This window comes from Paenibacillus allorhizosphaerae, assembly GCF_042659105.1.
Taxonomy (GTDB): Bacteria; Bacillota; Bacilli; order Paenibacillales; family NBRC-103111; genus Paenibacillus_G; species Paenibacillus_G allorhizosphaerae.
In genome coordinates, this window is record NZ_JBHSRV010000006.1 from 332,131 (window position 1) to 345,336 (window position 13,206).

The window sequence follows — 13,206 nt, forward strand, 5'->3', positions numbered from 1 at the left end:
GAATTTGTTGCGTTAGAAAACAAAAACAAGTTCCCGAAACATATCGTTCCCGGAACTTGTCCATGAAGCAGTCAAAGATTCTTCCTCTACCTCTCGTCGGCGCTAGGACCGTAAATCGCCGGGACCGGCACCTCAAGCAGCCGAAGATAGACCGTGAGTTGTCCCCGATGATGGTACCAGTGATTGAGCATCAAGGTGCGCACCATATCGATTCGCGGCGCTTCCACGATGGTAGTGCCTTTGCTCGTGAGCTTCCATGTCTCCGTGAGACCGGCCTCTCCCCACGCCAGAAGCTTGTTTTCGGCCAATGTTACGTATTGGTCAAGCGCCGATAAAATCTCGTCCAGCGACACTGCTTCAGGCAAAGGAACGACCGGAGCTTCGCGAATGCGTTCATCCAATAGCTCGGCTACGCCTCCCGTTACCCCGGCGGTATGCAAAGCCAGTTGACCCAACGACATCGACTTTTCATGCGGTTTCCAGGAAAGCTTGTCTTGCGGAACCCGTTCGAGCACGCTTCGCGTTAACGCCGCTTCCTGTTTCAGTTCTGCAATCAATCGTTCGCAATCATGCATATCATTCACCCTCCTCGATTTACTTGACTACGCAAATATACCATAGATCAAATCAAGGCATTTCTTCCCGATTGCTATTGTTATAGCTTACATTAATTGAGGCGATGAACCATTTTGAATGTATTGCCGCACGGGTCTTGTTCCCAAGAGTTCACTCTCAAATGCGATATGACTGAATTTGTTCATCACATAAGCTCCGCCTCATTTTTGATTTGACCCAATACTTGTTCCCAATGACGTTTCATCATGTCCCTCATATAGATGTCTTCCAGCATTTCCTGATGAAACGCAATCGTCGTCTTACCGGAACTCGTAGATAACAAATAGATCTGCAATCGCGACGGCTTGTCCCATTCCGGGCGCTTCCATGTCAAGCGGAGCTTTTGAAAAGGCGTGACGACCGTCAATTTGCCGGAGACGCCTTCCTCTGAAACGAACTCAGAGCCTTTATGCCACTGAAATGAGGTAACGTTCCCGATCCAAAGAGCCATTCCTTGCGGAGAGGTCAGAAAGTGCCAAGCTTGTTCTTTGGTCATGTCTATCGTTCTTCGAACGCCAATTTGTACGCCCGCGTCCTTCGTAACGCCAACGGGGATGCGACCCAGCAATTCGCCGTACATGACGGCGAGCCACTCTGCCCAATCGTCCGTGACGCCGAATTGTTCGCCGATGTGATCTTTGATCTGCTCATGCGACCACGATGCATTCACCGTCTGTTGAAGTTTCATGACCCATTGTTCCCACTCCAATCCAGTTGCTTCCTTAACGTCCTGTTTAAAGATAGAGCCGGCCACCTGTGTCCCTCCTTCAATCCTGTATAGCCTTATTATAAAACAAAAACACTGACAAACCAGGCCAGTGTTTCCATGTCACGTTTGATAATATTGTGCCAGCGATTCGGCGATTTCCATTAGGCAAACATTCAACTCCATAGGCTCCAATATTTGTATTTTGCCCCCGAACGATAAAAGATAGTAAGGTGCATGAAGGTACAAGCTATGCTCGTCCAGCTTGAAATGCGCCCAATTCGTCGTACGCTCGACGAGGGTGCGGGCGAACAGCCAGTGACCGCACAAATCGTTCATTGCTTGAGGAAGTCCCTGAATTTGAACCGAAACGAGATGTTCACTTGACTCATCGCCCGTCTCCGGGAGCAGGCTCTCCAGCAAAGATTCCCGGGCGGAAAAGGAGGACGGACGAACAAAAACGGAATCGGTGAGTCGAATCCGGCCAATGCGATCGACGCGAAAATGGCGGATTTCGCCGCGCAAATGGCAAAAGCCGACGACATACCATTTGTCTTTCCAATTGACGAGGCCGTAAGGATCAAATATACGCATCGTCATGGACCCTTCGTAGCCGGTGTAATATTGAAGCTCGAGACGGGTTTGCGCGTCTACCGCTTTTTCAATCTCCAACAGCTTGGGAGCGAGCTGCACATTGGCCGGCGGATGGACAACCTCGAGATGGGATTCCTGAGCATCCAGCCGTTTGGATTGTTCGGACGCCGCATACCGCTTAATTTTGGCAACGGCCCGGTTCAACGCTTTTTCATAAGGATAGCCGGACTCCCGTGCAAACTGAGCGGCATGTAGGAGTGACTTTTGTTCGTCGACGTCAAAGAACAGCGGTTCCAGCTTAAAATGATCCGGGATATAGTACCCCCCGTCGCGTCCGGTTTCCGACACGATCGGCACGCCGCTAATGCAAAGGGCATCGATACATCGATAGACGGTTCGAATATGAATTTCCAGTTCCTGAGCCAACTGATGGGCCGACATTTTTTTTCGGGCTCGGAGCAGCATTAAAATGCCGAGCATATGATCCGCTTTGGACATAATATTTCCTCGATTTTCCGGTGATTTCACAGCTATGCCTATCATTTTAACATAAACGGGCATCCTCATGTCCTATGGCATCGCGCAGCGGATTCCAAACAAAATAAAAAACGGCATTTCTGCCGTCTTTGCCCTATGTAAGGCTGAGCCAGGAGGGATTTCCCCCTGACCTTACCGAAATTAGATGACAAATGCACGAGAAACAATGACCAACAAGATGAAAAGTACGAGAATGACCGCCGTGCTTGTGAACAAACCTGCACAGCTGCAGCTACCTACACCACCAAACAATCCCATATCAACGCCCTCCCTCCGGGTTCATGCTAAATTGTATGATTGTAACAGGTTCCGGGATTGGACGCTTTGAGTAAAATGTGCAAATATAACGGCGAATGATGCAAGGTGTCTGCCATCTGCCTATGGGAACGGATGCGGGTAAGGATTCAGCTCTTGCGGCGTCAGCCTGCGATCGGCATAACCTAGCTTCTTCGGCACCTCAAGGACTCTGTCGATACCTGTCAGCCTTTTAAGATGATGTCCGAACGTCATAGGCAGCATGCCCGGGATCAGCACTTTCACGCAATGCAGGCCGTTGCGGAGTGTCTCGCTGGACGACTGGTCGACTACAATGACGTCCATCTGCAAGCTGCGAAACGTCTGAAGCACTTGTTGTAAATCATCCGTTAAATCTTCATGCGCCGGTACGGCCGGGAACGATTCAGCGAATGTACGAACGGGGCGCCGATCCTCCAGCAAAAACCGAAGCCGCTCTTCCGTTTGCGGCAAGCTGTACAGCAAAGCATGATCGTCCATGTGCTGCACAAGGAACGAATCGTCAACCATCGCTTCGGCTTCCGCCCTCCGCTCTCTCCGTCGCTCTTCGATCCTCGGAACCAAGCCCGCCAGTTCATACATGGCGCTTTTGGCCGCTCGAACCGGATCGAGATGAGCTCCGGCGGCACAAATCAGGTTCGCATTGTGCTCCGCTGCACCCTTGGCCACTGCCCATATGCTCGGAATTCCGTTTTCCATCGTCGTATCGTACAAGTACGCTTCATACCCCGTGACCGCCTCAAACCGCTCGATCATCATCGACAGCTCCCGGTCCCCCGACGTGCTGTGATCGAGCCGCGGAACTTGCAATCGGGCATACCAGGTCATCAGGAAGGAATCCCGCTCGACCACTTCGAAAATCCCGTACAAGATAGCTTCCTCCAGACTTCCTCCTATCGCGCAGCCGTTGGAGGTCTCGTATACAAAGCCCCCGCCGAAGCCCAGACTGTAATAAGCGAGCAGATTGGGAACCAGGATCGGACGCTGCTGCAGGAACGAGTATCCCCAAACCCATTCCATCTCGGACTCGGGGTCAAACGGTGTGAAAGGAAAATCCGGTTGCTCGTACTGCTCCTTCGTATGAAGCCCCACCTTGGATGGATCTAGCGCTGCTGCCTGAAGACGGGAATAGCTGCCCGTTACGACCGTTCGTTTGCTGCGGGCAGTGATGCCGCAAAATCGCTCCAAACCTTCCAGAATCGCGGCTAGCCCGCTATCCGCATACGAAAGCGAACGGCCTCCCGTCACCTCATCGTGATAGCCTAATGGAAGATTTACGGCCACCCCGGCAAAAGCCGATGCAAAATCGAATCGCTTGTCGTTAAACATCCCGGTGCGGCGGTCCCAATACTCCTGGAACAATACCTCCTGCAAGTCGCTCATCGAACGGCAGCGGTAACTGTTGCCGAGCTTACGGCACGACTTGAGCGCTATTTCGGCCGCTTCCGGTGAATCGTCCGGCAATCGGCCGCAAACCGGACAAGCTCCGTCAGGCAGAACATAATGAAGGGTGGTGCTCAAGTCGCCGAGATTAATCAAGTAGACATGCTCTTCCGTATTCGCATGGTCACCGCGCAGCACCTTGGCCGCTTCCTCCGAAACCATATGCGCCATATAACCGAATCCCGTCGGAGATATCTCCTTGGCAAAACTAGGGATATAATCGGGTGAAACGAGCTTCATCAGCATCTCTTCCGTCTCTTGACGGTTGCTTCCGGCCAAAGAGCGCCGTGTTTCCGCGCATTGCAAGCACCCGATCATCCCCGGACGAAGCAGCGGCCCAACGACTCCTTCCCCCATAGAAACGTAGGCGCATAGCCAAGGAATACCTAACGGCTCAAGCGCCTGCTGCGCCTCAAGATGCAAGGAGGAGCGTTCTTGATCCTGAAGTACCAGTGCCAGCTGTGCCGCCGGGATGTCTTCACCGAAATCCGATCTGCGGACAACGGAGAACCCGGACAAACGCCTGCACACTTTATCCGCAAGCATTCCTTCCCCTATGACGACTACCGTATTCAAGGAGACGCCCCCTCTCCGATTGTTACTCCATAGGTTACGAACGGTCCTGTACCCAGGAAAAATTCGTTCCGCAGATCAAACGGCTGAAGGCGTTTATGGCTCTGCTTCAATAGTTGAACAGCCGATTGTATCAGCGATGCATACGTTAGCGGTTCGCCATCGGCAATCGTGACGGTCCGTGTCTCTTGTTGGCCGCAGACGATTGAAGCAGGCGCTACCGCTTCGGTTTGGCTCAGCGCCTTCTGCAGCGACCGACGAAGCGCAAGCGTGAAATGAAGGTCTACGCTTCCATACCACGAGGACCCCGAATAAACCCATACGACCGGAAAGCCGAGCAGCGGCTCGCCGACGGCAATCAGAGGTTTGCCTTCTATCCGTTTCAGCGCCTGCAAATAAAACCGGCATCGCACATCTTCGACCGCTGTGCAATGTATACGCGTGATCGCCCGCTCATCAGAAACCGTCCGCTTCCCCCATGTTTTGGATAAACAAGAGGTTAGCCCGCGCCCAACCGCTTCGGCGATGGAACACCCCGTCCCGACACCGATTTCATCGTGCCGGGATGAAGACCATCCGGAAAACAACAGCGGGATCATGCGGTCGGCATAAGCTTCGAGTCCGGCCAACCCCGATTCGCGCCGCGCCTCTTCATGCGTCAGTCCGCTGCGGACAAGCGGCGGCAAAAGCATCGCCGGTCCTTCCGACAGTGGGTCCGCGGCCTGCACAAGGCATTGCGCCAGCGGAAGCTGGATTAAATCGCACTCCTCCCACACATGGAAAACGCCCGTCACCTGTGAAGTCAGACGGTTGAAACCGGCATACCATTCTTCCGGATCCTCGGGCTCATCATTTGCTCCTATGGTAAGCTCAAGCTCTACTGGACGAGCCGGCTCGTAACCGGATACAAGAGGATGGGGGGTAACCGGATGCCAACTTCCGGTTAACGCGGCCGGGTTCAGTACAAAACATTGGTTTACGCAGTTCGGTTCTTTTGCTCCCGCAGCCGCTATATGCCATTCATGCACGAGAATATTCGATAATAAGGCCGCAGCCGCAGCAGAAAAACAATGCGGTTCGCCATCCCGGGGGAATACCGTACGATGGAGGCGCCGCCATGCCGATTCCCAGCTCCCGTTTCCGTCCGAATGAAGCAGCGGACCTGCCATGCCGATTCCTTTCAAGACGATGGCGGGAAGCATCGGTTTCCGTTCCGCTATACAGGCATGCTGCAGCTGCCGAAGCTCCTCCAGGTCGCCGCAATGCGACACATACAAAATAAACGAAAACGGCCGTATGATCGTCCGCCAATCCGGTACCTCGCCGCCCGCGGCGGCCGCAATATGCAGGGTTACATCCGGGTTGCTGCGCTGCGCATCTTCTGCAAGCTTCGTGAGGGCTGCCATGTCTGTCGGCTGGAAGCTTGTTACGAATACTGCGAGCTTGGATGAACCGGATTCATACCATGACTCAATAAGCGAGAGCAGGATGGGACCGGATCCGACCGCGAGCACTCCCTCTTCCTGAAAAGACATTGCATCACGCCTCCTTCCCCATCCTTTTACACCGTGAAGCAACCGGCCAAGCCGTACAACCCGCGTTCTCCCGGGCGATCACATTATGATTTACAATATGTCGTCGCTTTTTGTTGTATGACTACGCCGCTGGGGGTACTCGCCCGCTCCCGTCACGCATGCACCTTCTCATTCCAATCGATCCGAAAATCATACATCCAGGTATGAGCGTCCTTATTCGCAGCTTTCAGAAAGATCGGCATCATCAAATCGCGAAAAAACACTTGCACCGGATTCGTAGCATGCTTTCGCTGTCCGATCGTTCGCGAGTATTTTACGATTCGTTCGACCCGCTCCCGGCGAATCGCTTGGAAAGCCGCGAAGGCATGCTGAATATTCGGAATGTCGCGAATGCATTTTCCTAACATCATGGCATCCTCGACAGCCATCGACGCGCCTTGCCCTGCATTAGGCGAAGTCGCATGAACCGCGTCGCCAATCAATACAACCGATCGATGATGCCATTGCGGCACCGGAGGCATGTCATAAATCGGGAAAATGCCGATTTCTTGTTGGTTGGACCGAATGATGTCCGGAATCGGCGCAATGTCGTCTGCATACAAACCGTCTAGCGTACGTCGCCATTGCTCTTGCGGAATGTTCATTAATGCCCGCCGGGTCGGTTTTCCGGGATATTCCATATTGCCGAACCAGTACGTTTCGCTCTGTTCTCTCACCATGTAACCAAAAAACGCTTTTTTGCCGAAAACCATCGTTTGAACGCCTGCCTCATTCCGGACCGATCGGTTCTGCTGTACCCCTCCGAAGCTCAGCAAACCCGTGTACGTCGGCTCCGGGGCGGCAGGCAGAACGATTTTTCGTGTCCGGGAGTGGATGCCGTCGCAAGCGACTAGAAATTGCCCGGTTTCGGAGGTTCCGTCATCGAACTGTACCGTGACTTCCGTCTCCGTGTTGTTGGCGATCGCAACAAGTTTCTTCCCGTACATGATCGGAATGCCTTGCCGGATGGCTTCATCGCGCAAAATTTTGTTCAGCGTACCACGCAAGATGGTGTATCCTTGCGGCTGCCCGGAGGGCTGACCGATATCGCCGAGATGCTTCCCTTTTCCGTTCAGCATGCGCATCGCATGGAGGGCTATCCCATGTTGTTTGATTTGGTCAGAGACGTTTAATTCATCCAGGACGCGCAGTCCATTGCGCGCTACATTAAGGAACAAACCGGAGAAGTGATCAGGCTGCTGGTCCGATTCGTACACAATCGATTCAACCCCCGCTTTCTTAAGAAACATCGCCACGGCGGGCCCGGCAATGCCACAACCGATGATCAGAGCTTTTCTGTTTTCTTGATTTATTTCACTCATATCAAAATCCCTCCGATATAGTTTATTTAAACTATATGTTTTAGAGTAGTTTTTGTCAATTAGTTTGAAATGCATTTTATTTCGTTTATACTATGGTTTAAGAAAAACGGAACAACAAGGAGGTGCATTCGATGCCGAAACCAAAACGGAGCAATTTGCTCGCTCTCGCGATCTTATCTCTGCTTAATGAACGACCGATGCATCCATACGAAATCGGCAGCACGATGCGCCATCGCGGCTTATCGGACAGCATTCGTTTGAACACAGGCTCCCTCTATGCGGTCATGGAAACGTTAGTGAAGAACGGCCTTATCCAACCGGTAGGCACGGAACGGGAGGGAAAGCATCCGGAACGAACGGTCTATGAACCGACGGAAGCCGGCCGCGAAGAATTTTTCGATTGGCTGCAATCCCTCTTGCGTACGCCGATCAAGGAATATCCGCAATTTGCCGCCGGGCTGTCGTTTCTCGCTCACTTGACGCCGCAGCAAGCGCTTGAGCTTCTGAAGGAACGTACGCAGAGCCTGAACACTCAAATGGAGCAGGTCAAAGCTTCCATGCAGGATACGCGGCAGCTTGGCGTTGACCGGCTGTTCCTGATTGAGCAAGAATATACACTCGCCATGCTTCAGGCGGAAATGGACTGGCTCAACCGATTTATTGCAGAGATTCACGATTCTTCGCTTACTTTGAGAACGGAAGATGCCTGGACTTGGTTTGTTACTCCTTTCTCTTCCGACCAAGATTAAAAAAATCGCCCTGCCCCTAGAAGGGTAAGGCGATTTTCTTATTTTCGCGAGTCGTGCCAATCCTTCATGAAGCATAACCAGCGCACCGTCGCTCTCATTCCAAAAATGGATGCACTTGACCGGGAGATGCCGTCAAAGTTCCGCCAGGACCGGCCATCCACCTTTAAAATAAAAAAAACACGTCGCAACGGACGTGTTGGCAAATACATATTTTGTTTTCCCCTCTAGCCGGTAAACTCTTGAACCCACTCGGAATTGTAATAAGCTACTCCAATTTGCGTGAAGCTGTTGTTTAAGATGTTCGCACGGTGCCCGGAACTGTTCATCCATTGGTTCATCACTTCCGCCGGGCTTGTCTGGCCTTTGGCAATGTTTTCTCCCGCAGTGCTATACGTGATCCCGAATGACTTCATCATATCGAAAGGCGAGCCATAAGTCGGGGACTGATGATCAAAATAATTGTTGTTGTACATATCCTGTGCTTTAGCCATAGCCACTTTGCTCAGCCCGCTATTCATGCTAAGAGGACTCAAACCAGCTTTTGTTCTTTCTTGATTCACCAAATCCAATACTTGCTGCGCAAATTGGGAAGAATCGGCGGGCTGCTGCGGATTGTATGACTGCTGAGGATTGGCCGGCTGTTGCGGATTGGCAGCCGGTTGCTGCGGATAATACGGCTGCTGCGGATTAGCAGAAGGATTTGCCGGATATGGTACCGATCCGTTCATGCGATTGAACCAATCCGTCCAATTGGAAGTATCGGCGGGCACTTGCTTCATCTTTATCGAAGAACTCCCTGCACCCGTTGTTGAAATGGAAGAGGCTTGCGTTAATTTTGACGTTTGAGCGGCATTGGAGGATGGCGCTGTAACCTTGGTCTGATCCGCGGCGGCTTGCTTTTTCGTCATATTATTGCTCGTACAGCCGGTAACGGCCAATAGCGCGGCGATTACGATTAGCTTTTTAATAACAATACCTCCCTTGAACCTTCAAAGTAATTGATGTTATCGAACAAAGTTTTTGCAAAATAACGTCGCTTTATTCCCGGACCCTCATACAAAATCGAAGAATACTCCGTTTAATTATGGTCTACTGTACTGACAACATAGCCTCCCGCCCTATTTTATGAAGGCAAGCATCTTGCCTTCATTACGTTGCATACGTTGTATTAGCATCAAATTTACAAAATAAGGAGGTTGGAAATGGCGTATAACCCGTTCGCTTATCCATACGGTCAATTCCCCGGCTCCTTTCCGGGCCCATATCCAGGTGGTCAATACCCCGGTCCGTATCCTATGTCATCCTATCCATCTCCCGGGTATTACCCCTACAGCGGTATGCCAGGAGGGTACGGCGGTCACGGCGGTTATGCCCCTCCAGGCAGCTCGTATACAGGTCAAATTTTTGTCCCCCTCTCCGGAGGTGCTCACGGGGGTGGCCATCGAAAAGCTGGTAGGTAACTTTCATTTAACATCAACCGGGAAAAAGGAGTTCCTCTTCTTTTTACCCGGTTTTTTCTTCATATTTTATCCGGCCCCTCTACATATAGAGCGGAAGCTTCAACTTGTCGTTTTGCTGTCCGCGGCGGCCTGGATCATGCCGCGAAGCTCATGGACATGAGTATGAAAATTTCGGTGGTGCCATACTCTCGTTGAGATCTACAAGCATTCCTTTTTAGTAGACAATTCCAAAATAGTGAGCTACACTTTGTTCAAAATTGCAAGAATCTCGAGGAGATTGGAGCACGATGCAGATGCGAATTGCCGCGGATATGAAACGTTTTTTGCAGGTCGATGGCGCGGGGCAGATGTTGTTTACGCTATTTTGCTATGGAATCGGCATGGGCATTTTAGCTCCGATGAACGCCATTTATTTAAGCGAGAGCATCGGATTGTCCAAGGGCGAAGTCGTATCCGTCTTCGTTGTGTCGCTGCTGCTGAACATGAGCACCACGATTACGGTCGGGCTGTTAAGCGATAAGCTGCGCAGCCGAAAAAAGCTGGCGATTGCAGCGGCTTCGCTGTGTCTCGTCGGACTATTGATTTATATGCGCGCGGAAGGATATATTCAGGCGCTGATCGGGATGTGTGTGGCGAGCGCGCCGTCCGGACTCATTATGGGACAGTTGTTCGCGATGTCGCGGAATCATTTTGCCAGGCTGGCTGGGGATATTGTGGAGATGGCGCAAATTTGGCTGCGCGCAGGGTACAGCGTCGGATTTTTTTGCGGCTTGCTCGCAGGGGCGAATTTATACTTGATAGCAACGTTTCAAGGCGTGCTGTGGGGCAATTTTGCAGGCTACGCCATGCTCGTTATTTTGCTGTCGTTCTATCGGGAACACGCAGAGGGCAAACAGCAATCCGGCCCGGGGGCGGGCGAGCCGATTTCCGTCATTATGCTGGTTGCGCTGCTGCTTCTGGCTTGCGCAGATGCGATTCGCGGATTGTACCTTCCCCTTGTCGTGAAATCGTTGTTCGGAAAACCGGAGTATATGTCGTATATTTGGAGCGCGCAGGCCGTGTTTGAGCTGTTGTTCATGACCATTGCCGGTTATTGGGCGGCGAAATATGGCAGCAAAAAAATTATATTACTTGGCGGTTTTGGGGCATTCATTGCCTATTCGATTTATGCGTTGCGTGCGCCGCTGATCGTTTTTTTCCTCATTCAGCCCGTTTACTCTTTTTTCGTATCTATCTTGTACGGAGTGGCGATGGGGTATGTACAGCGCATGTTCACAGGTCGAACCGGGTTCGGCGCGAGTTTGTATGTATTCATTTCGCTGACGGCTTCGTTGATCGGGTATTTGCTGCCGCTGCTCGTTGAAGGCTACGATCCCTCGATCTTTATCATTCCGATGGCTCTGATTGTAGTATCCCTTACGATGATTTCTGCGGTGCTGATTCGGGAACGCCGATCCTCGAAGCCGGTTCAAACGTTTCGATAAAAAAAGCCTAATAAAAACGAGCCTCGCACCCAATCAGGTTTGAGGCTCGTTTCTCCCTATTTAACGATTGTGGACCGGAGCTTGGGGATGCTCTTTCCGCCCAACGGTCTGCTGCAATATCGAGCAATAAAAATCATTCGTAACCGGAACCGGCGCGAGCAAAAAAGAATTTAGCTCTACCGTCCATGTTGCGTTTATTCGATCATCCCTTAATTCAACGTGACCTGCCGCAATGTTCACCATTGGATATTCAGCGTGATCATGCCGTGCCTTTAACATACCTTCCACCCGTTCCTTCTATTGCTTCAACATGCTTAACTTGTCAATCGCTTGTTGTTCCGTCGGCAAGAAAAAAATATCTCTTCCGCTGTTGCATTCGTAGACGAAATCTTGAAAACTTCGACTTGAATACTCGGAAAAATCTCCAACAAAAGCAACCTTCACGCGATAATTGATAAACTTCTGAAGGATTTCGCCTGCAAGACGCGTTTTCAGATCGAAAAACCTTTCGCTTATCATATTTTTATGGATCACAATACGATCGCTGTCCGCTTCATATTGTACCGTTGCCATAAGATCCAATGCAGACTGAACATCGCTAATGACGATCTCGCTGCCGCTCACGACAGCAATATTGCTTCCGCCGGCTTCTACTTTCGCTATATTCATATTCTCTCACCCTCCCTGATAAGCCTGTGCATCGCTAAGCGTACATAAACTATCTTGTTGGAAGCTTATTATATCCGTTGTCTCCATAGGGCTGCAATTTTTCAAGCCACGGCTTTACGATCTGCTTAAGTTCCCAACGCATGTCGATCACTTCATTCGCTTCCTTCCTCTCCAGTTCTTCATAGGAGAAAGCTTCGGACCCGAATTCCTTCCAATCTTTTTGCAATTGGGCATTGGCGAACCTCCCCATATCCAATTGCGCGGCAATCGTCAACCACTTGTTTTTAAGATTCGGATAGCTGTCTATATACGTTTTGCCGTTAACTTTATTTGTTATTTTGATAACACCCATGTAGGTTTTCATCTGCTTGTATTCTTCCAGCAGCTCCTTGCGTTTGCTCTTATCCATGACCTTCACTCCTTTGTATGACATCGGCAATCGCGAAAGAATAGGATAACCGCGTTTAATATCCCATTTCCTTCAACAATCTTGATAGCGTGCGAAGCCTTTCGCCAAGCAATTCCCCATCGTCGCTCAGCGCTTGACTGAACAGCTTGATATCTTCATTGATTTTTTCATTATCGGTACACACCGCTACCGACATAGCTGCGCCCTGCAGACCAACGCGGTCGATCACAGGGTTGTTCGGATCGTACAAATGCTCATACCGGTACGCTTCGCGGAAATGTTCCAAAGACCGGCAAATCAAAATAGCCAAATCGAGAACGCGATGAAGCGGCAGCTCCTCCGATTGGCGCGACCATTTCTCCCCGGTGTATCTCCATACTTTAGCGGAAATATCAACTTTTCCTCTATCGTTCCACTGCGCTAGCCCCAAAGAAAGACCTTTAGCGTCCGTGTGATTAGCCATTCGACCGTCAACCTGTTCATAATTATCGGATACGACAACAGGCTTATGTTTTAAAGTTGTAGGTATTTTCATTATTATAACCTCTTTCGATTTACTCGTTTAGTAATTTACTAAATTACTGGTTTATTATATCTTGTGTTCGAATGTTAGTCAATGAGGCTGCCCCCAGGTTACTATTGGGTTTGATTATTGCGATGCTGCCAATGTAATCATGCATATTTTGAATATCTCACGATTAACAACGCGACATATGCGCTTTCATATATATTATTCATAAAAAAAGCCGGTATCTTTTGGATACGGCTGAAAATCAA

General features: G+C 50.7%; 13 protein-coding genes. 2 read left to right on the forward strand and 11 right to left on the reverse strand.

Features of this window, described 5'->3' with window-relative positions:
• Window positions 1-86: 86 nt before the first annotated feature.
• The 7 genes from ACFQI7_RS23035 to ACFQI7_RS23065 form a co-directional block, all read right to left on the reverse strand.
• A complete protein-coding gene (locus tag ACFQI7_RS23035; RefSeq protein WP_218102101.1) occupies window positions 87-575 on the reverse strand; it encodes a DinB family protein in 489 nt (162 codons plus the stop codon).
• Window positions 576-760: 185 nt separating this feature from the next.
• Window positions 761-1,369 carry an SRPBCC family protein gene (locus tag ACFQI7_RS23040; protein WP_218102102.1) on the reverse strand — a complete coding sequence of 203 codons (609 nt, stop codon included), beginning with the start codon at window positions 1,367-1,369 and terminating at the stop codon, window positions 761-763.
• A 75-nt stretch (window positions 1,370-1,444) separates the two neighbouring features.
• Complete coding sequence (locus ACFQI7_RS23045) at window positions 1,445-2,413, reverse strand: helix-turn-helix transcriptional regulator (protein WP_218102103.1); 969 nt, start codon at window positions 2,411-2,413, stop codon at window positions 1,445-1,447.
• A 180-nt stretch (window positions 2,414-2,593) separates the two neighbouring features.
• Window positions 2,594-2,710, reverse strand: coding sequence for a YjcZ family sporulation protein (locus ACFQI7_RS23050; protein ID WP_230415507.1), 117 nt, complete (start codon window positions 2,708-2,710; stop codon window positions 2,594-2,596).
• Window positions 2,711-2,830: 120 nt separating this feature from the next.
• Window positions 2,831-4,765 (reverse strand): TOMM precursor leader peptide-binding protein, encoded by a 1,935-nt coding sequence (locus tag ACFQI7_RS23055; RefSeq protein WP_218102104.1) that lies wholly within the window; start codon window positions 4,763-4,765, stop codon window positions 2,831-2,833.
• Complete coding sequence (locus ACFQI7_RS23060; RefSeq protein ID WP_218102105.1) at window positions 4,762-6,297, reverse strand: hypothetical protein; 1,536 nt, start codon at window positions 6,295-6,297, stop codon at window positions 4,762-4,764. Before ACFQI7_RS23060 ends, ACFQI7_RS23055 begins: the two co-directional genes overlap by 4 nt.
• A 152-nt stretch (window positions 6,298-6,449) precedes the next feature.
• Window positions 6,450-7,658, reverse strand: a complete 1,209-nt coding sequence (locus tag ACFQI7_RS23065; protein ID WP_218102106.1) for an FAD-dependent oxidoreductase — start codon at window positions 7,656-7,658, stop codon at window positions 6,450-6,452.
• A gap of 131 nt (window positions 7,659-7,789) precedes the next feature.
• Between ACFQI7_RS23065 and ACFQI7_RS23070 the strand changes: the two genes are divergently transcribed.
• Window positions 7,790-8,407: a PadR family transcriptional regulator gene (locus ACFQI7_RS23070; RefSeq protein WP_218102107.1), complete on the forward strand. Its 618-nt coding sequence runs from the start codon at window positions 7,790-7,792 to the stop codon at window positions 8,405-8,407.
• 224 nt (window positions 8,408-8,631) lie between these two features.
• Here ACFQI7_RS23070 and ACFQI7_RS23075 read toward each other — a convergent pair whose 3' ends face one another.
• The gene (locus ACFQI7_RS23075; RefSeq protein WP_230415512.1) at window positions 8,632-9,375 is read right to left on the reverse strand and encodes a CAP domain-containing protein; all 744 of its coding nucleotides are present in this window, start codon (window positions 9,373-9,375) and stop codon (window positions 8,632-8,634) included.
• 779 nt (window positions 9,376-10,154) lie between these two features.
• Between ACFQI7_RS23075 and ACFQI7_RS23080 the strand changes: the two genes are divergently transcribed.
• Window positions 10,155-11,351, forward strand: coding sequence for an MFS transporter (locus ACFQI7_RS23080; protein WP_230415509.1), 1,197 nt, complete (start codon window positions 10,155-10,157; stop codon window positions 11,349-11,351).
• A 297-nt stretch (window positions 11,352-11,648) separates the two neighbouring features.
• Here ACFQI7_RS23080 and ACFQI7_RS23085 read toward each other — a convergent pair whose 3' ends face one another.
• The 3 genes from ACFQI7_RS23085 to ACFQI7_RS23095 are packed head-to-tail and all read right to left on the reverse strand — an operon-like array spanning window position 11,649 to window position 12,964.
• The gene (locus ACFQI7_RS23085) at window positions 11,649-12,020 is read right to left on the reverse strand and encodes a DUF4180 domain-containing protein (protein ID WP_218102109.1); all 372 of its coding nucleotides are present in this window, start codon (window positions 12,018-12,020) and stop codon (window positions 11,649-11,651) included.
• Window positions 12,021-12,069: 49 nt separating this feature from the next.
• The gene (locus ACFQI7_RS23090) at window positions 12,070-12,429 is read right to left on the reverse strand and encodes a GIY-YIG nuclease family protein (RefSeq protein WP_218102110.1); all 360 of its coding nucleotides are present in this window, start codon (window positions 12,427-12,429) and stop codon (window positions 12,070-12,072) included.
• 55 nt (window positions 12,430-12,484) lie between these two features.
• Entirely contained in the window at window positions 12,485-12,964 is a 480-nt protein-coding gene (locus tag ACFQI7_RS23095; RefSeq protein ID WP_218102111.1) for a DUF6530 family protein, read from the reverse strand.
• Window positions 12,965-13,206 lie beyond the last annotated feature (242 nt).

Coding starts and splice junctions, on each gene's coding strand:
- ACFQI7_RS23045 (WP_218102103.1), bottom strand. CDS start 2,413: ATGTCCAAAGCGGATCATATGCTCGGCATTTTAATGCTGCTCCGAGCC.
- ACFQI7_RS23080 (WP_230415509.1), top strand. CDS start 10,155: ATGCAGATGCGAATTGCCGCGGATATGAAACGTTTTTTGCAGGTCGAT.
- ACFQI7_RS23035 (WP_218102101.1), bottom strand. CDS start 575: ATGCATGATTGCGAACGATTGATTGCAGAACTGAAACAGGAAGCGGCG.
- ACFQI7_RS23050 (WP_230415507.1), bottom strand. CDS start 2,710: ATGGGATTGTTTGGTGGTGTAGGTAGCTGCAGCTGTGCAGGTTTGTTC.
- ACFQI7_RS23090 (WP_218102110.1), bottom strand. CDS start 12,429: ATGGATAAGAGCAAACGCAAGGAGCTGCTGGAAGAATACAAGCAGATG.
- ACFQI7_RS23085 (WP_218102109.1), bottom strand. CDS start 12,020: ATGAATATAGCGAAAGTAGAAGCCGGCGGAAGCAATATTGCTGTCGTG.
- ACFQI7_RS23070 (WP_218102107.1), top strand. CDS start 7,790: ATGCCGAAACCAAAACGGAGCAATTTGCTCGCTCTCGCGATCTTATCT.
- ACFQI7_RS23095 (WP_218102111.1), bottom strand. CDS start 12,964: ATGAAAATACCTACAACTTTAAAACATAAGCCTGTTGTCGTATCCGAT.
- ACFQI7_RS23060 (WP_218102105.1), bottom strand. CDS start 6,297: ATGTCTTTTCAGGAAGAGGGAGTGCTCGCGGTCGGATCCGGTCCCATC.
- ACFQI7_RS23065 (WP_218102106.1), bottom strand. CDS start 7,658: ATGAGTGAAATAAATCAAGAAAACAGAAAAGCTCTGATCATCGGTTGT.